At 63.3% G+C, this 18,036-nt stretch carries 15 protein-coding genes; 10 read left to right on the top strand and 5 right to left on the bottom strand.

Going from position 1 to position 18,036, the window contains the following annotated elements:
- Nucleotides 1-338: 338 nt before the first annotated feature.
- The 4 genes from GCL84_RS21390 (at nt 339) to GCL84_RS31050 (ending at nt 7,752) form a co-directional block, all read left to right on the top strand.
- On the top strand, nt 339-3,962 hold the full coding sequence (locus GCL84_RS21390; RefSeq protein WP_156757290.1) for a hypothetical protein: 3,624 nt from the start codon (nt 339-341) through the stop codon (nt 3,960-3,962).
- An 871-nt stretch (nt 3,963-4,833) separates the two neighbouring features.
- On the top strand, nt 4,834-5,970 hold the full coding sequence (locus GCL84_RS21385) for a toll/interleukin-1 receptor domain-containing protein (protein ID WP_197523415.1): 1,137 nt from the start codon (nt 4,834-4,836) through the stop codon (nt 5,968-5,970).
- Between the two features lie 343 nt (nt 5,971-6,313).
- The gene (locus GCL84_RS21380; protein ID WP_156757288.1) at nt 6,314-7,171 is read left to right on the top strand and encodes a TIR domain-containing protein; all 858 of its coding nucleotides are present in this window, start codon (nt 6,314-6,316) and stop codon (nt 7,169-7,171) included.
- Between the two features lie 113 nt (nt 7,172-7,284).
- Nucleotides 7,285-7,752: a DUF4231 domain-containing protein gene (locus GCL84_RS31050; protein ID WP_197523414.1), complete on the top strand. Its 468-nt coding sequence runs from the start codon at nt 7,285-7,287 to the stop codon at nt 7,750-7,752.
- Nucleotides 7,753-8,943: 1,191 nt separating this feature from the next.
- Here the strand turns inward: GCL84_RS31050 and GCL84_RS21370 are convergent.
- Complete coding sequence (locus GCL84_RS21370; RefSeq protein WP_156757286.1) at nt 8,944-9,828, bottom strand: Scr1 family TA system antitoxin-like transcriptional regulator; 885 nt, start codon at nt 9,826-9,828, stop codon at nt 8,944-8,946.
- Nucleotides 9,815-10,291: a hypothetical protein gene (locus GCL84_RS21365; protein WP_156757285.1), complete on the bottom strand. Its 477-nt coding sequence runs from the start codon at nt 10,289-10,291 to the stop codon at nt 9,815-9,817. Before GCL84_RS21365 ends, GCL84_RS21370 begins: the two co-directional genes overlap by 14 nt.
- Before the next feature lie 160 nt (nt 10,292-10,451).
- Between GCL84_RS21365 and GCL84_RS21360 the strand changes: the two genes are divergently transcribed.
- On the top strand, nt 10,452-11,867 hold the full coding sequence (locus tag GCL84_RS21360) for a helix-turn-helix transcriptional regulator (protein WP_235926537.1): 1,416 nt from the start codon (nt 10,452-10,454) through the stop codon (nt 11,865-11,867).
- On the opposite strand, the gene GCL84_RS21355 is transcribed toward GCL84_RS21360, so the two are convergent.
- The 3 genes from GCL84_RS21355 to GCL84_RS21345 form a co-directional block, all read right to left on the bottom strand.
- Nucleotides 11,856-12,203, bottom strand: a complete 348-nt coding sequence (locus tag GCL84_RS21355) for a signal peptidase I (protein WP_156757284.1) — start codon at nt 12,201-12,203, stop codon at nt 11,856-11,858. The two genes, GCL84_RS21360 and GCL84_RS21355, sit on opposite strands and share 12 nt — an antisense overlap.
- Nucleotides 12,200-13,615, bottom strand: coding sequence for a transcriptional regulator (locus tag GCL84_RS21350; protein WP_235926536.1), 1,416 nt, complete (start codon nt 13,613-13,615; stop codon nt 12,200-12,202). Before GCL84_RS21350 ends, GCL84_RS21355 begins: the two co-directional genes overlap by 4 nt.
- Nucleotides 13,616-13,785: 170 nt before the next feature.
- Nucleotides 13,786-14,166 (bottom strand): helix-turn-helix domain-containing protein, encoded by a 381-nt coding sequence (locus GCL84_RS21345; RefSeq protein ID WP_156757282.1) that lies wholly within the window; start codon nt 14,164-14,166, stop codon nt 13,786-13,788.
- A gap of 160 nt (nt 14,167-14,326) precedes the next feature.
- Between GCL84_RS21345 and GCL84_RS21340 the strand changes: the two genes are divergently transcribed.
- The 5 genes from GCL84_RS21340 to GCL84_RS21320 are packed head-to-tail and all read left to right on the top strand — an operon-like array spanning nt 14,327 to nt 17,906.
- A complete protein-coding gene (locus GCL84_RS21340; RefSeq protein WP_156757281.1) occupies nt 14,327-14,494 on the top strand; it encodes a helix-turn-helix domain-containing protein in 168 nt (55 codons plus the stop codon).
- Complete coding sequence (locus tag GCL84_RS21335) at nt 14,491-14,817, top strand: WhiB family transcriptional regulator (RefSeq protein ID WP_156757280.1); 327 nt, start codon at nt 14,491-14,493, stop codon at nt 14,815-14,817. Before GCL84_RS21340 ends, GCL84_RS21335 begins: the two co-directional genes overlap by 4 nt.
- Nucleotides 14,817-15,137, top strand: a complete 321-nt coding sequence (locus GCL84_RS21330; RefSeq protein ID WP_156757279.1) for a hypothetical protein — start codon at nt 14,817-14,819, stop codon at nt 15,135-15,137. Before GCL84_RS21335 ends, GCL84_RS21330 begins: the two co-directional genes overlap by 1 nt.
- Nucleotides 15,134-15,850, top strand: a complete 717-nt coding sequence (locus GCL84_RS21325; RefSeq protein WP_156757278.1) for a hypothetical protein — start codon at nt 15,134-15,136, stop codon at nt 15,848-15,850. Before GCL84_RS21330 ends, GCL84_RS21325 begins: the two co-directional genes overlap by 4 nt.
- Complete coding sequence (locus tag GCL84_RS21320) at nt 15,840-17,906, top strand: cell division protein FtsK (protein WP_156757277.1); 2,067 nt, start codon at nt 15,840-15,842, stop codon at nt 17,904-17,906. Before GCL84_RS21325 ends, GCL84_RS21320 begins: the two co-directional genes overlap by 11 nt.
- Nucleotides 17,907-18,036: the final 130 nt, after the last annotated feature.

The following is an 18,036-nucleotide window of genomic DNA, read 5'->3' as shown; positions in this document are numbered from 1 at the left end:
GACGCATACGCCAGCTTGTCGATCATAATCTCATCTGTGGAGTAGGAAAGAGTATTCGAATGCTATCTCTACCGTAACTCACAAAGTTGATTATCTTTCAGTCGAGGAAATTGTATATTATCTGCATGCGTGCATTCACGCGGTACTGTTGATCCGGCCGCGCGGCCTGCTCGACCCGGTCGACGACTTCCTTCCGCGCGCTGCCGCGCGCGGAAGGAAGCATTGATGCAACCGAGGATTGTTTGCGGTCGACGCAGAGTTGTTGACTATCACGAAGCGGTGGCGCTTGGTCAGGGCCAGGTTCTCGGCTGTCGGTTCCCTCTGTCATTCTGTTGGATATGAGTGGACAGGCGGCGGCGCTTGGGTTCGAGTACCAGTTCCTCCAGACGATCGACCGTGCCCTGGCGGCGTTGGGCGATGATCGCGGTGACTTCACCGGAGTCGTCGTTGACGCGCCACCGGAAGGCGACCCGATGGCCGATCGGGAGATCGTCGATTTCGCGCTGATGGCGGGCGACCGATGCCGCCTCGCCGCGCAGGTCAAGGGCGGTGCCTCGGGCAGCGTGATGAGTGCGGCGGACGCGGTCAGGGTCCTGCTCCGCTTGCTTACCCATGACGCGGAGCAGTACGTCCTCATCACCAGCAGGCGCGCGGGTCCGGGCCTGCTGGCGCTCATCGACGTGCTCCGGCGCGACGACGCGCGTGATCGTGTGGCTGACCTCGTCTCCCGGTCACCACAGGTGCGCGACGCCGTGCTCGATCAAGGGAAGACCTGGTTCGAACGTCTCTGCTCCACGCGAGTCGTACTGGACGACCGGACGATCGACGAGCTCCGCGACGATGTCCGGGAACGGGTCCGGACGACGCGAAGGCAACTGGACCCGGACAGCGTCGCTTGGGATGCCGCGGGCCTGCTCACGGGCTACTTGGTTGCTGAGGTTCTGGCCAAGGCTGCTCGTGCGGATATGCCGGCGCTCGACCGCGCCGCATTCGTGGCAGCACTCCAACTCGACCACGACACGCTTCGATCGGTCCTTCGTGAGCGCGGTTGGGCCGTTCCGTTGACCCCGGTGCCGCGCGCCACCGACATTGCGCGGCCGGACATGCTCGCGCGCGTCGCACAGGCGTTGCCGACACCAGTCCGCACCGATGTGGTGCCCGTGTGCGTGCTGACTGGTCTATCGGGCATTGGCAAGACCGCGACAGCCGCGGCCTGGGTGGATGACCGCGCGGACGCGTATGCCTCCGTCATCTGGATCGAGGCGGCAACGGACTCACAGATCGAGGCGTCGTTTGTCGCGGTGGCTTCACAACTCACCGGCGACGAGGTGCGTTCGGGCGGCGCGGTCCGCGATGCCGTGCACACCGCGCTGGCCAAGTCGGCTCGGCCGTGGTTGATGGTGTTCGACAACGCGCTCAGCCTGCGTTCCCTAAGGGAATGGCTGCCGACGCGCGGGCCGGGGCACGTCCTGGTGACGACTGTCGACCCAACCGGGGTGTCCGGTCCGCGAGTCAAGGCAGAGCCCGTGCGTGGCATGACCGAAGAGCAAGCCGTCCAGTTGCTGACAGCCCGGCTGCTGCCCGAGGGCGGGTGGGGCCCGTCGGAGATCGTCTCAATGCGGGAACTGGCCGCCACGCTGGAGTATTGGCCGTTGGCGTTGGAGCTGGCCGCTGCCTACCTGAACGACTGCCTCGGCGGCCTCAGCGGTGCACGTGCCTACGAGCGCCTCCTGATGCGCTCGCTCGCCGACGAGGACTCGGTGCCCGTGGGCTACCCGAATACCTTGGTCCGTGCCATTCAGCTCGGATGGGAACGCATGCTTGGCGCTCCGGGCCTGGTTGCGCCGTTGGCTGTCGGCGCTCTGCGCTTTGCATCGTTCTTCGCTACCCGGCGCATCCCTGTCCACCTGCTGCTGGCCGCCATTCTGTTCGAACCCCGCGACCTCGTCGACGATGCCCCTGAACGGGGCCCCAGGTTCATCGACGAGAACGACCTGCCCGTCGGTGAAGTGGTCCGGGCGATGCGTCACCAGTCGCTGGCGGAGCGCGACGTACCGCTCTGGGATGGTGAGTACGGCGGGCAGGTCTCGGCGGCGTGGACCATGACCATGAACGAAATCGTGCAGACCGTGCTCCGCCAAGAGTTGCGTGACGGCAAACTCTTCGACGGCGCCCTCGGCTTGGCAGCATTCCACGCGCAGCATTGGCTGACATGCTTCTTCGACCAGGAGGACTACCCGGTTGCCCTCCTGCTGCGGGCGCACATCGTCTCCTTGGCCGAGCACGCGCTGTCGTCAGGCTCGACGGATTACGCCGTCGCACTCCTCTACGGCAATGCATCCAAGGTACTGGACCTCACCGACTCACATGAACTGGCGGTGCGCTACCTGCGAGCCGAGCTGGTGGTCCTAGACAAGCACGCCGATGACCAGCCGGTGCTGCGTGTCCAGGCCGCCGCCAGCCTGGCCCGGGCCACCTACCTCGCGGCTACCCGACCTGCGGACGCTGCCGACGACATTGCCGACGCCCTGGAGTTGGTGCTCACCAACATCACTGCCGCTTACGCCACGAAACCGGACACCGCCGCGCACACTGTGCGCTTCGCGCTGTCGGTGTCCGACGCCCTTGCTCACGACGGGGGAGTTCAGACCATGCGGGCGGAGAACATCCGGCTCGCGCTCCGCCAGTTCAGCGGCATGATGCCGCTTACCGGACGACCGGACCTGGGTGTGGAGGTCGCCGCGATCAACACACAAATCAAGGACGCTAAGTACGATGCGGCGGTTGACCAGATCGAACGGCTTCTACGGGTCCCGAGCTTGTTCTCCCTGGAGAAGATCCAGCTGATGAGCCTCCGGTTGGAGTGTCGCGTGTGGCAGCGCAAGTGGGATGTGGCGCTCCGGGAGTTGGCGCCGTTCAGTGCCGCCGTAGACAGTGGCTCGCTCCGCGTCGCTGACGCGTCGTCCCTGGTGCGGAACGTGGGGCTGACAGCCCTGCATATGGCATCCGCCCACGATCCGGAAGCCTTCATGCTCCTTGAGCGTCTGGTGGCACTAGCTGACCGTGTCGAGACATCGGTGCGTCCGTTTCAGGTTGATGACAGAGTCGTGGCCGATCTGTTCCGAGGCTTGTGCGCGGCATTCGCCGGAGATGTCGCGCGAGTGCGGTATTTCCTCGACCAGATCGGTGCCGTGGTGCGGGATCCGAGCGCATTCCTGACCTTGGCGAAGCATCTGCTGCGCCGGTGGGTGGAGATGGCTCCCCGGTGGCCACTCGTCCGACGTGCTGCTTTCCTGTCGGCCCAGCCAACGGCGGATAGGACATTTGTCTTCAAGGCCGCAGTCGGCGTACCGGTGGATGCTCGGCCCACTCTCGCTGTCGCCGTAGGTCAGGCCTATTTCGGTGTTGCCGATGAGTCCGACGGTTCGCTTACCGCCGCGGTCGACCTCGCCTGCGCATTCGACCTGCTCGGCGTGGAGGTACAAGTCATCCGTACAACGCGGACTCTGCTCCGCTCCACGGACGACCTGACGCAAGTGAGAATCGACCATGGTCATCACGTCGTCTACGCTCCTCGAGCCCAACGAATGATCGATCCGGGACTGTCGCATGCCGTCGCGTCGACCGCCGGGCTCCCATCACCCCAAGGACTACTACCCGGCGTCGTGAAAGTCGCCGATCTGGACGCCCTGAGACATACCACGGCCGCCCTTATGGTCCCCAATGTGGTGGTGGCGACCTACGACGGCGCAACCCCCGTTTCCCTGGCTGGCGGCGGGGGAGTACCAGGCGAAATCACCGTCGACCGCGCGGGCCCACTTTTGACCGCCCTCCGTGCCCTTCACGCCTTGTGCGCGGCGGGCGACTTCTCTGAAATCCGCCTGCGCCACCCCGATCTGGCCGACTTGCTGATCAAAGTGGACCTTTTGAGTACCGAGGACACGACAACGGGGTTGAGGTGACCCCAGAGTGCCGCCCTCGGTCAGGGTTCAGTCTCGACGACGAGATGGGCAACTCGCATGGTGGAAGCGGGGGTGCCCACGCAAGGTGTAAGGCGGCCTACGAAAGCATGGCCCCCAGGATCTAACTGCGTGAGGACCCCCTACGCGACATCGTCAACGAATGGCTAGGGAACTGCCGCATCTCAGCCGGATGGACGGAACAACGTAGGCCTTGGTTAACGTTCAAGGCCCGGGCCCGTCGACCGAGGGGCCGCGCGAACCCGGTTAGAGGACGCAGACGCGCCTCCGCCGCTACCAGGACGCCATCGGCGTAGGAGTTGATCCGATAAGCCTTGGTCGAGGACATTAACCAAGCCACAGGCAGAACGACAGGCAGCGGCGGCGGAGCCGGGCAAGGGGCTTGATCCCAGCATGATCAACGCAGAGAAGATCTGTGCCTCGGCGACGTCCAAGTCATGGTCGACAGCGGCGATGCGGACACGCTGGCGAAACTCTACATTGAGATGAGACTGGAGATCTGCTATCACGCTGGGGGGACCGCTGTGTCTCCATGGTGGGTAGCGAAGTGTCCTAAAAGCATCAACGGTCTTATGCCTATCTTGAGGCCCCAGGGATACGTACCCCCAAGTGTCGAGCACGATGGCCCCACTCCTCGACCTGGCACAGGTTTGAGCGGTCCAACCGACCACGACGTGCCGCGGGGTGTGGGGCATCAAAGGCTTCGAGTTTCGACACAACAAGGTGGAAAGTTTCATTCATAGATTCCGATCAGCGATTTTCGAACGTTGCCTAGCGGCGGGTCGACCAAAGACCCGCTTCGGCCGTATGGTGTACATTGGTCTCCATGACTGCAAGTAGCGATGGAACGCCCATGATTGACACTGACAGCGGCGACGTATCAATTTTTGTTTCATACGTTCGAGCCGACGACGAAGCGGCATATAGCAGAATAAGCAAGATATCTCGCGATCTTTCTGCAACCTATACTAGTATGACTGGTCTAGTTGTTAAATCGTTCCTTGATGTCGAGTCAATCCGGCTGGGAGAAAGTTGGCAAGACCGCATTAGGTCCGGGTTGGATTCTGCAACAATCTTGTTGGCTTTTATTACCCCAGCCTATTTGAGAAGCGCCGCGTGTCGATCCGAGTTTACGGACTTTCTTGCTTTTTTGCCATCTGAGAGTGGTCGGAAATTGATCATTCCAATAATTCTTTTTGATCGCGACCGCCTTGATCGACTTTTCTCAGATGACGAAATTTGGATTCAAGTCAAAGAACTTCAGAATATGGATGGCTCAAACCTTCGGACCATTGAACCAGGTTCTCAAGAATGGATGACAAAAATTCTCGACCTTACGACGCGTATTGAAGAAATTCTTGAGCAGGTCTCAACAGAGGTAGAAGCCAGTGGGTCAACCGTTATTGATCCCGTTGTCTTGACAGCAGAAGGCAAGGAGGAGGGAGAAGGGTACCTCGATTTGATGAGCGTTGCAGAAGAAAAGATCCATGCTATATCTGAACTTACAGAGGAATACGGGCGCCTCCTCAATTTGTATACAGAAAAGCTGAACGTTGTCGAACCTGAGATGCGACGGGCATCTTCTTTCAGTCAGAAATTGGCTGTTGCAAATCGACTAGCTGCACTAATCGACCCTATTGTAAGCCAGTGCGATGAAGTATCTATTGAACTTCAACGAGCAATCAGCGATAGCAGCCCGGGTATTGTGACAATGATTCGCATGGCGTCGACTCAAAGCTTGAGCAACGGGCCGGAGGCTGCACAATTAGTAGAATTCTTGGAAAACATTAGAAAGCTGGGCAACAGTGGCATCGAATCCACGGGTCAAGTTAATGGTCTAATCGCATCAATTGAGGGTTCAAAGGGTGCCTCGGCGCGCTTGGACCGACCTTTGCAAAATTTGCAGACCGCACTTCTTCGTTTCGCAGAATCTCGAAGTCATTTCAAGACTTGGGTCGATGAGGTCGAGCAGCAGAACGCTGTTGATTAGAATTGTTGCCCCAACCTTTCAGATTCATTTACCATATCGTATGTGTTAGAGATCACTAATGAGCCATGCGGATCGTATTCGAACTGCGGTGGTGGCCAAGCTGTTGACGCGTCGGAAAGTTCAAGTCTTGGCGGGGCGGGAATACTACAAACTCGATCAATTTCGCCCACCAATATACAAAAAGTTTGCCGACGAGATGGGCTGTTGATCAAGAACTTCTGAGTCGTTTCGTGCTTTCTTAACTTCGAGGAAATGTCCACGAACACTGCTGTTGTGTTGAAGCAAGTCGGCGTTGTACCAGTCAGTGTATGGCCATAGCCGGTCCACGGTATAATTTCGGGCTATGCCTAACATAACTCTTGTAGTATCGCCGTCGGAACTTGAACCTAAGCTTGAAGCCTGCGCCAAGAAAGGTGAAGCAATTCTTGAACTTCCGAGAGAGTCGGAAGCGGAGCTGTCTGCAATAAAGAAAGCCTTTTTTGACTGGGACGATTACAATAAGGCTTTGTTGGATAGCGCTTTCGACGCTAGCGGGTGGATGACGGTCACTCCCTCAAATGACTACAACTCCATGGCAATCAAAATAATGGATCTTGCCATGGATAAGGGCTCCGCCGGGATTCCGGCAGAGAGACTCGGTGACCTAGTTGAGGTCCTGAGGGCGAAAATAGAAACCTTGCGATCGATTGCCCGTCGTCTAGACGTATACCAGACCAATCAAACGTCTGGAGCTGAACCTAAAAGCGCCGCAACCGAAGGCGACTCGATTTTTATCGTTCACGGTCACGCGCTTCATAAGCGCGAAGAACTCCGCCGATTCCTTGGGCAGGTAACCGACCGTAGAGTGGTTGTACTGGAGGACCAATCTAGTCAGGGACATGATGTTTTAGGTAAGTTGCTAGAAGCGGCACGTCGCGCTGCTTACGCGGTGGTGTTGCTAACTGGAGACGATGACGGGCGAGTGTCAGGGAGTGGTGACTGGAAACCAAGAGCCCGTCAAAATGTTGTCCTCGAGCTGGGCTTGTTCCTCGGGTTGTTGGGTAGGGATAAAGTTGCAGCTATACATGAACCAGGAGTAGAGATTCCAAGTGATTTTGCTGGAGTCGTTTACATCAAGCTCGACGAAGGTAGCTGGAAAATGAAACTGGCTACCGAGCTTCGAGATGCGGGTATTGCCATCGACTTGAACCAAGCGATTTAGCACGAGCCGATCTAACTCAAGCTCCAACAATTGGAAACTTATTGACGGGCCAATAGGAATTGCTGGCCACTTCAGACCGCGATTCTTGATTGACACCGCACGAGGGGATTTTGGTGACACAACAAACGAAACCAGAAAACTATGCACTCGAAATCGCGGATAATTCTTACAATTGGTATCTAATAAGATCAATTAGAACCCGTCGCTCACACCGACTGGCCGAGATTGTCCTGTTGTTCCTATCGGCGAGCATCCCAGCGTCGGTAGTTATCATTCCTGAGTGGCCATGGATTCCCGCGGTTACGGGCGTGGGGATTGTGATGCTTTCCGGCCTTAAATCGATTTTTAACTGGCATGAGAACTATTTGAGATTCAGTCGAGCACGCGAATCTATCGAAGCGGAAAGGCGCTTGTTCAAGATGAGTCTGCCCCCATACGACAATCCTATCTCCAAAGAAGGCGAACTAGTTCAAGCGATCACTCGAATTGAACAAGAAGAGATGAGTTCCTGGGTCGCAGTTAGAACTCAAGGAAACCTTCATAGTACTCCGATATCGAGTAGCTCGGCTCCAGTGGAATAACCAAACCAATGATGTTTGCCGGGACGCGGATGGCGCTAAGTAGGTCTACCGTGGAACTAGCAGTGCCGGGATTTGGATAATCATCTCGGTTCTTATGGTCGACGAGAGGTCGGAGCAGTTGGCCGAAATTAATAAGAACTTAATCAGTCGCCCAAATTTCGTGGTGCGGAGATGAAACATTCGCTTCCACTGATCCAGCGGAACAATCTGAAAACCGATCTTGCCCAATGGAAGATGACCGGCCGGTGATCCATATTTCGACAAGAATGGTAGCCGCAAGTAGAGATCTCGTGCTGACCAATCCATCAATATAGTAATAAGTGACCGCAATTAGAGCAGTGTTCAGCATCCAATCGCAGGCGCAGAGGATGCTCGTCACGAGCATGTATTCGACGGCAAACCTTCTAACGAGAGGGCAATGCCAGCGTTGACGCGTCGAAGTTCTATTGAACAATCTCCATTTTTTGGTCATTCGAGAATAACGTTTCAATTTGTCGGGATTACGTGCCGCTTTCTCGTGTGTCTGCCTTTAGAATCGTTTACATTCCTCGCGAGCCAGTCGTCGATAATTGGGACCTCATAGTAGTCAAGACTGCGCACGAGTTTGCTGGCGATCATCCAAGGGGTTATAAGGGCATTGAAGGCGTGGGTGTCGGCGTCGACAGGAGTGGGATGGCTTGGGCGGCGGTTGTAAACGACTCCCCTGAATGCCCGCAATGGGAGCGTCATGGACTTGAAGGAGGGTCTTGGTGTGGCGGAGGCGGGGGCAGAGAGTCATGGAGCGGCGGGCGCAGGGGGTGCAGATGGGGGGTTCGCTGATGAGCGGGTTCGGGGTGGTGCAGTGGGTGGGGAGTGGGTCGCTGATGAGCCAGAGGTGGGCGTCGTCGGTGGTGGTGGCGGGGCCTGCGCAGACTTGGCAGAGGAGGTGGTGCATGGCGGTGCGTTGGCGGAGGGGGTGAATGCGGGCGAACTGGGGGGTGCCGTTGTTGGGGGTTGTGGTGACGCGTTCCCAGAGGACGGTGTGGGGGCCGTGGTGGTAGCGGTCGGCGGGGGATTCGTCGATGTAGGCGAGGCGGTTGTTGCGGGTGGTGAGGGTGGACTTCTTGGTCTTCTCGCTGGACCACATGGCGATGTAGGGGACGGCGGGGGTGGTGCCGGGGCCCCAGGTGACCTTCAGTTGGGGGCGGGGGCTCACGCGGGGGTGTCCTGTGGGGAGGTGTCCAGCGTGGGACGGGCCGACGGGGTGGGGTGGACGGGACTGGACGGGGTTGACCTGGGGGTTTGGGCTGGGACAGGGGCTTGTGGGGCGGTCAGGGGGTCCCGGTTGCGGGGGTGGTGGAGCAGGGAAGGGGTGTCTGGGTGGTGGACGGCTGCTTTCTCGTGGTCGGTAAGGATGTGGTGGATCAGATCGGCGGAGGCGTCGTGGGGGAGGGATTTGGTGAGCAGGGTGGGGATGTGTGTCTGCGGGGATCGGGGGTCGGTTTCGTCGATGAGGACGGGGGTGGGGTCGTTGATGAGGGTGAGGGGTGGTTGCTTGGGGAAGCGGTAGGCGGTGAAGGGGCCGGGGGTGAGGTAGGGGCCGTGTTTGAAGGGAATGACTCGGATGTCGACGTGAGGGGCGAGGGTGAGGAGGTGGTTGAGCTGGGTAGCTGTGGTAACGGGGGTGCTGATGCCGCGGCGGAGGGCTGCTTCGTCGAGGATGACGGTGGTGGGGGTGCGGGGTGGTTTGGCGAGTAGGGCGGTGGGGATGGTGGTGACGCTGTAGTGGAGGGTGCTGGTGGCGTCTCGTTCGATGGCGGCGAGGAGTCCGGGGTGGGTGAGGGTGAGCCAGGGGATGTCGGGGTTGGTGGTGAGGTCGATCAGGAGTTTTCGGGTGGGGCCGGTGATGTTGTAGGTGGCCAGGTATAGGCCGAGTTCGGTGAGGTTGATGGATCTGAGGGCGTTCTCGGTGCGGTTGATGGAGGCGTTGGAGAGGGCGCAGTGGCGGGCGGCTTGGCGGGTGCTGATGCCTGCTGCGGTTCGGGCGGCTTTGAGTTCGGCGGCGACGATGCGGGCGCGCAGGTTAAGCGTTGCCATTGGCGTCCGATTTCTCCTCGTTGGTGGTGGTCGGGTATCGGAGTTCGGGGAGCGTGAGTTCGTTCAGCAGGTCCTTGCCTTGGGGGGTGTCCTTGTTGTCCAGAAGCCATCGGACGGAGTGGGTCGCATCGTTGAGGACTAGGAGGAAGGCGCTGACCTGCTTGAGGGTGAGGTTCTTTGCGAGGTATGCGGTGAGCATCTCTTCTGCGTAGAGGGGTAGGTCGCCGAGGTTGGCGTTCAGGGATGGGGCTTGGGTTGGACGCGGGGAATCGGGTGCGGACGGAGCGGGGTGCTGGTCTGCGAGCAGTCGGTGGGCGGTGGCGGCGATTTGTGCTTCCAGGAGTTCGAGTTCGCGGACCTCGGGTGGGTTGAGGAATCCGGCTTCGAGGGAGTAGCCGATCTGGGTGGAGGTGGTGGTCAGTGCTTGGAGGGTGGCGATGAGTCGGGTGAGGGTGGGGTTCATGGGTGCCCGTCGCTTGTCTCGGGGGTTGGATCGGTGAGTTCGACTTAACCGGCGCCATCGACTCGCGACCACGGGGACGCGTGTGGGGGCTTTGTGGGGTGCGTCGATAGGCCGATTTCGGCTGCTACGGTGACTTGACCAGCGGCAGCGAGGAGGCGTGGTGAGCAGGTTTCGGCGGCGCGCGGAGCTGGCAGCGGCACGGAAGGCCGCTGGGCACACGCAGGAGGCGCTAGCGGCACTACTGGGAGTCGATCGGACCACGGTGGCTACGTGGGAGTCCGGGGAGCACGCCCCGATGCCGCATGTGCGGCCGGTGCTGGCTCAGGCGTTGGGCTGCTCCGTGGAGCAGGTGGGCGGCCTGGTGGATGGCGCGGTGGTCGCCGCGCCTGGGCTGGAGGACTTGGCCGGTTGGGTGGACGCGCGGGCGGGGTGGACGGCGGGGACGTGCGCGCGGCGGGTCGCGGAGGTTCCGGCGGGGGTGGTTCCGGCTGTGGGGCGGGCGGCGTTGGTGGAGGCGCTGAGCAGCTTCTACGGGGCTGGGGCGATGGTGCGGGGGTCTCTGGGTGGGGTGGAGGTGGTGACGTCGGTTGTTGCTCGGACTGGGTGGCTGGGGTTGGGCGCTGGAATGAGCCGGTTTGAGTTGGCTGCGGGTGAGCGGTTCGAGGTGGGGCGGGTGAGTGCGGTGGGGGCTGGGTGGGCGGTGCGGCGGTTGGCGGAGGCGCGGGTCTCGGGGGCTCGGATCACGGATTCGCCGTTGTATCGGCTTGTGGGCGTGGGGGTTGGGGATGGGGTTGTGCGGGGGCGCGTGGGGTTGGCGTCGTTTGTGGACTATGCGTTGACGGGGGATTTGTTGGAGCGGGAGTTGGTGGAGGTTGCGGCGTCGGGTGGGGTGATGTTGTTGCGAGAGGAGTTGTTGCCGGACTTGGGTTCTGTGTTCGATGTGGGTGGGCGATTGTGTGTGGGTGGGGTGCCTGCGGTGTTTGCGGTGGCGCGGCCTGGGGGTGACTTCGTGGTGTTGGTGCAGGAGCGGTCGCGGCAGGTGGTGAATGCGGCGGGGCGGTTGGCGGTGATTCCGAAGGGGTTTCACGGGCCGTTGAACGACGTTCGCGGGGATGTGGGGCTCGGGGCGACGGTGATGCGGGAGTTGGAGGAGGAGTTGTTTGGGCGTGGGGAGGTCGACAGCACGGCCGGGGGCGTGCGGATGGCAGCGCCGATGCATGAGTCACGGCTGAGTGAGCCGATGCGGTGGCTGACTGGTGGGCCTGGGCGGTTGCGGGTTGAGTGCACCGGGGTGGGCTTGAACCTGGTCAGCGGTAATTACGAGTTCGCTGGGTTGGTTGTGGTGGATGAGCCGGAGTTTTGGGAGCGGTTTGGTGGGTCGATCGAGGCGAATTGGGAGTCTGCGGGGTTGATGCTCTATTCGACTCGGGATGCGGACAGCATGAAGGCCCTCATTGCCGATGATCGGTGGAGCAATGAGGGCCTTTTCGCGCTGTTGCTGGGGTTGGCGCGGTTGCGGGAGATTGGTGGGGATCGGGTGGAGCTGCCTGCGGTCGAGGTGGGGCTAGGTGGCTGAGGGCCAGCGGACAGTCAGGACGATGGACTGCTCGGCGGCTTCCCAGGAGTGATCGACTCCTGCCCCCCACATGATGTAGTCGCCCTGCTTAGACAGGGTGGCGGAACCGCCGGTGACGTCGACCCGGAAGTTGCCGCTGATGAGGATGACCAGGGTGGTGCGCTGGTCGTCGGCGGTCCACTCGGTGCGCTTGTCGCCTGGGGGGTGGTGGGCCCACTTGACCTCAACGCCGTCTTGGTGGCGGACGCCCTCGGTGGGGTCGATGAAGTGGCCGACCAGCCAGCCGCGGGTGGGTGCTCCGTCGTCGTTGGCGTTACCGGCTGACCAGGTGCTCACTTACTGATCTCCCATTCGATTCGTGGAAGGTCCACGCGGTGGCCGCCGGTTTCGGTGAGTCGGCGGATGGCTTGCAGGGTAGCGAAGAGACCTTCGTTGCTCCATGCGTCGTCGGCGAGGAGTTCGGTGATGAGTTGGGGGTCTCTGGTGGAGTATCGGCGCAGGGTGGTGGATTCCCAGTTGGCTTCGATCGTGCCGCCGTGTTCTGCCCAGAATTGGGGGTCGTTGATGGTGATGAGGCAGGGAAATTCATAGTTTCCGCTGACCAGGTTGAGACCGAAGCCGGTGGATTCAAGGGTGAGACGACCGGGTTCGGCCAGCAGCCAGCGCAGGGGCTCGGAGAGACGCGAGGGGTGCATGGGGTCGGCGCTGCGGATGTCGCCGAGGGTGCCGTCGATGTCCTCGCGGCCGAAAAGTTCTTCTTCCATCTCGCGGAACAGGGTGGCTCCGATCTGGGCGTCGGCCCGGAGGTCGGAGAGGGGTTGATGGAAGCCCTTGGGGATGGGGGCCAGGCGGCGGGCGGCGTTGATGACGTGGCCGGAGCGCTCTTGGACTAGGAGGAGGTAGTCGTCTTCGCGGGCGATGGCGGTCAGCGCCAGGACGCCACCGGCGCAGAGGCGGTTGGGGAGGTCGAGGACTGCGGCGGTGGTGGGGAGGTAGGTGTCGCGGAGGGGCAGGGTTGAGCGGTTGTCGGCTAGCGCGTCGACGAGTTCGGCTTCGAGGAGGTCGAGGGTGAGGGCGTAGTCGATGAAGTTGGCTTGCGTGTAGGTGGCGGCGAGGGTGGGCGGGGTGATGGCGGTGAGGCGGTAGAGCGGGTTGTTGGTGATGCGGGTGCCTAGGGCGAGGGTTTCGGCGATACGGGTCACGGCGGCGTCGGCGGCGGGCTCGGTGAGGGTGAGCGGGGTGGCCGGGGCGGGGGTGATGGTGACCGGGTTGCCGGTGAGGGGTGCGCGCAGGTCGAGCCAGTCCGGGGCGGTGAGGATGCTGGTTCCTGCGTAGATGCCGGTGGGGCCGTAGTAGGTGGTGAGGGCGGCGGCGATGTCGCGTTGGGTGATGCGGGAGCGGCGGAGGCCGCGGTCGCGGATCTCGGCGACGCTCAGGTGGGTGACGCGGTCGGCGACTCGGGCGCGGGCGGTGCCGGGTGTCCACTGGGCGTGGCGGTCGAGCCAGTCGAGGGCGGCGGTGATGTGCCGGTCTGTGGTCAGGCGCTGGGAGATCTCCGGGGCGGGCGGAGCGGCGGGGGCCGTGGTGAGGGCGTGGTAGCGGGCGCGGGCGTCGGGGGCGGCTTGGGATAGGGCGGTGTCGAGGAGCTGTTGCATTTCCGACTTGGGTCGGGTGTCCGGCTTCTGGTGCCAAGTCGCGACGGTGCGTGGGGCGATGCCGAGGTGTTCGGCGAAGCGTTCCTGGGACATGCGCAGAGCGGCTTGGAGAGCGGCGGCGGTTTTGCCGGTCCACCCGGACGGTTGGCCCATTGCGGTCCTCCCCCGAGGAAAGTGCAGTGGTGTTGCGGTGGATGTGCGGTGCTTGTGCGTGGGACTCGCGGGCTGTTCGGCCTTGAATTCAAGGCATGGAAATCAGCAGCTCAGCCCTTGCGGCGAAGGTGTTCGGCGACAACCGAGAGGTCCGCTCGCATCGCTCTCACGCTGGTGGTGAGTTCGGACAGTCGGCGTTCCACGGCGTCCAAGCGGGACAGGAGCGGGTCACCGGTGTCGACCGGGTCTGTCGCGGCGGGCGGTGGGGTGCCGTTGAGGACCGCGGTGAGGTGCTGCGGGTGCAGGCCGAGGGCGATGGAGAGGGCTTCGAGGGTGCGGGCGCTGCGGCGACGCTCCACGGTGTGGTGCTGGATCTCCCGGACGATGGCTTGGGAGACCTGGGAGCGCTCGGCGAGTTCGCGCTGACGCCAACCGAGCACTTCGACGCGCTCGTTGATGGCGCGGGAGACCGCCGCCCAGTCCTCGAACACCTTTTCCTCCGCGCTCCGCCCTCAGCGCCGAGATCGGCGCACTAACTCCTTTCTTCTATCGCGGTGACCGCGCCTTGTCGCGGCGCGGCGGACAAACACGCCCATATCAAGCCGATTTCAACAGGATCAATTGTTGAAATCATGTAGTGAAGGACTTCTTATGAGTAGGTCGAAGGATCGGACGGGGCTCACCGTTCGGGAGGCCGCGTGGGTGCTCGGGGTGCCTGCGGGGGTGGTGCACCGGGCGGTGCGGGTCGGTGTGCTGCGGGTGCGTCGGCGGCGGGTGCCGGTGGTCGAGGTTGTGCGGCTGCTCGGGGGTGCCGCATGAGCGAGACGCGACGGTTGGTGGGGATTGCGTATCGGCTTGACCGGTTGCGGTGGGTGCCCTCGGAGTTGCTGCGGGACGTGGTCGTGGACCAGGGCGCGTGCATGGCACCGGGGGGCGATGAGCCGGTGGCGGGATCGGATCGGGAGTTGGCGGCGCGGGTGTGCGCTGGGTGTCCGGTGGTGGACGAGTGCTTGGAGCTTGAGCTTCGGACGGGCGGGCCGGAGACGGTCGGGGTCTGGGGCGGGCTGTCCGAGGACGAGCGGCGGGCGTTGCGGCCGCACTGGCTGCGTCGTGGCGAGCGCGTGGAGCGGGGTGATCTCTGATGGTCGAGTTGACGGCTGTGCAGGTCGCGGGCGGGGTCGCCGTGCTGCTCGTGCTGGCGATGGTGTGGCGGGGTGGTGCTCGGCGGGCGCGGTCTGCGGCGGAGAAGGCGCGGGGTGGGGCTCGGCTGGTGTCGCTGGCGGGGCGGGTGCTGTTCAACGCGGGGTTGATCGTGTCGGTGCAGTGGGTGGTGATCGCGCACCCGGGATCGCCGTGGGTGCTGTTGGCGGTGCTGGGGGTTCCGGCGTTGTTCTCGGCGTTCACGTTGACGCGGGCGTTGACGGTGGAGACGCATTCGCCGAAGCGGGGTGGGCGTCGATGAGCCGGGCGCGGGAGTTGGCGCGGTCGGCGGCGGAGGCTGCGGAGGTGCGGGCGCATCTGGGGCATCCGGATGTGGTGGCGTTGGGGATTGAGCGGGTGCGGCGCCAGGTGGACTGGATGTGCTGGTCGGGGATCGTGCTCGGGCTGGCGTTCACGATGACCAACGTGCAGCAGTTCGCGGCCGGGTCGGCGGCGGTGTGGTCGTTGCGGTGGGTGGCTGCGTGGGCGTTGGACCCGACGGTGTCGCTGGTGTTGTTGGCGATTCTGCGGGCGGAGCAGGTGACCGCGCGGTATCGGGTGGCGACCGGGGGGTGGGTGCGGCGGGCGAAGTGGTTCACGCTCGCGGCCACCTACGTCATGAACACCTGGGAGTCGTTCGTGGCCCGGGACGTGGCGGCGGTGGTGTTGCACTCGGTGCCGCCGTTGGTGGTGTTCGTGGCGGCTGAGGCGATCACGGATCTTCGGGACAAGCTGACGGAGGCTGTTTTCGCTGCTAGTGGGCGTGAGCAGGTCGTGAACGCGCCTGTCGTTCAGGAGGAGGTGCCGCGTTCACGGAAGTTGTTCGCGGACTACTTGGCCGACGCGCGGGCGGTGTGGTCGCCGGGGGTTGAGGTGACGCCTGCGTGGGTGCGGGAGGTGTCGGGGTGCTCGCGGGGGTTGTCGTCGCGGTTGGCTCGGGTGCTTGCCGAGGAGGTGAGCGGCGATGAGCGGTGACAACGTGCCTGTGCGGGCGGTGTTGGACGCGGAGTTCGTGGACGAGTCGCCGCGGCGCTCTCGGTTGCCGCTGTGGGTCACGTCCAAGCCGCATCGGGTGGCGGTGCTGCGGGAGGTTGCGGCGCGGGTGCTGCGCGCGCCGTGGCGGTTCCTCGGGGCGGTGGTGCGGGGGCTGGTGGCGGCGTTCCGGTGGTGGCGGCGCTGGGTGAGTGTGCGCGACTACCGAGAGGCTGCCGAGGGCGCGGAGAAGCTGGCGGACAAGTTCGAGGCGATCCGGGCGCTGACGCTGTTCCGGTGGAAGGTGACGGGCGCGCTCGTGGGCCTGGTGGCCGCCGTCGTGCTGGTGCTGCGGGTGGTCTACGGGGATGGGCCGCTGTGGGTGCTCGGCGTGGTCGCTGCGGTGGGGCTGGCGGTGTGGGGTCGGCGGAAGGAAGGGAGTCCTGGGCGGAAGGCGGCTCTGGGTGGGCCGCGGGCGTTGACGTGGACGATGGACCCGCAGGTGCTCGTGGAGGCGTTCCGGGATGCGAAGCTCATCGGCAAGGACGAGGAACTGCGCATGGTCGAGCGGGCTACGCGGGCCGGGCAGGGGTGGGCGGTCACGGTCGATCTGCCTGCGACGCGGAAGGCCGCGGACGTGATCCGGGGGCGGGACGCGTTGGCGTCGGCGCTGGCTGTTGATGAGGTGCAGCTCAGCGTGGAGCGGGTGCGTGGGAACGGCGGTCACGCTGGGCGGGTGGCGCTGTGGGTTGCTGACTCTGACCCGTACGCCTCGCCGGCTGTCCGGACGCCGCTGGTCGACGCGGAGTCTTGGGACGCGTGGCGAGCGGTGCCGTTCGGAAGGGACGCACGGGATCGGCGGGTGGACTTGCCGTTGGTGTGGACGTCGCTGTTGGTGGGGGCCATTCCTAGGCAGGGCAAGACGTTCGCGGCTCGGCTGGCGGCGGCTGGGTTGGTGCTGGACCCGCATACCCGGTTGTACGTGGCGGACTTCAAGGCCGGGAAGGACTGGGACGCGGTCGGGCTGGTGGCGCACCGGTTCATGTCCGGCGATGAGGCCGAGCACGTGATCACCCTCGTGGGGTGGTTGGTCGAGCTGGTGACCGAGGTTCAGGGACGGTATCGGCGGATGCGGAAGTTGGACGACTCGGTGTGTCCTGAGTCGAAGGTGACTCCGGCGATGTCGCGGGATGGCGGGTTGGGGATGCCGATCACGGCCGTGTTCGTCGATGAGGTGCAGGTGCCGTTGGAGGATCGGACGCCGATCACGGTGCAGGACAAGAAGCTGACCGCTGGGGAGTACGTCGGGGAGTTGCTGACGTGGTTGGCGAAGAAGGGGCCCGCGGCGGGGATCGTGCTGGTGCTGGCCACGCAGCGGCCGGACTCGAAGACGATTCCGTCGGGGTTGCGGGCGGTGTTGGGGTCGCGGTTCGCGCTGCGGGTCATGGACTGGCGTGACTCGAACATCGTGCTCGGGGAACAGATGAACACCCGCGGGTATGACAGCTCGCGGCTGCTCGCATCGCACAAGGGCGTGGGAATTCTGCGACCGGACGGGGAGACGCAGGCCGGGGCGGAGGTGCTGGCACTGACGGTGCGGACGTACTACATGCCGAACGAGGATTGGCGGATCATCTGCCAGCGCGGGCGCGCATTGCGGGAGCAGGCCGGGACGCTCACCGGGCACGCGGTCGGCGACGCGCCCGCTCCGTTGCTGGATCACGCGGAGGCGGTCAAGGCCATCGGCACCCGTCAGAGTGATTGGAGTGCGGCGGGACTGCCGGAGCCCTTGTCTGCTGTCGTCGGTTACCTGGGCGGGGACATGGAGACCCGGGAGTTCGTGCCCACGGCGGAGCTGGTCGAGGCGCTCGAAGTCGACCCGGTGACCTTCGCGCGGGAGATGAGTGCGATGGACTGCCGCCCGACCCGAGGGCACGCGCCAATGCCCGATGGTGAGGTGCGGCGGGTGCGCGGCTACCTCACGGCCGACCTGCGGGCCGCTGTCGACCGTGCGCGCGATTTCGGCTCTGTGATCAACGTGGGCTCCGATCGGGCATGAGCGCAGGCCAGGAGCCGGATCACGCCATCACGGTCCATGTTCCGGACCATCCTCCCAGGTTGAACCCGAGAGCGAGCCGACTACTCCTTGCCATACTGGTCAAGCTGACGAACGTCGAGGCGCTTGAGCC

This window comes from Actinokineospora pegani (genome assembly GCF_009745975.1).
Lineage (GTDB): Bacteria > Actinomycetota > Actinomycetes > Mycobacteriales > Pseudonocardiaceae > Actinokineospora > Actinokineospora pegani.
Note: the sequence above shows the minus strand (reverse complement) of the source record. Positions and strands in the feature narration are given on the sequence as shown.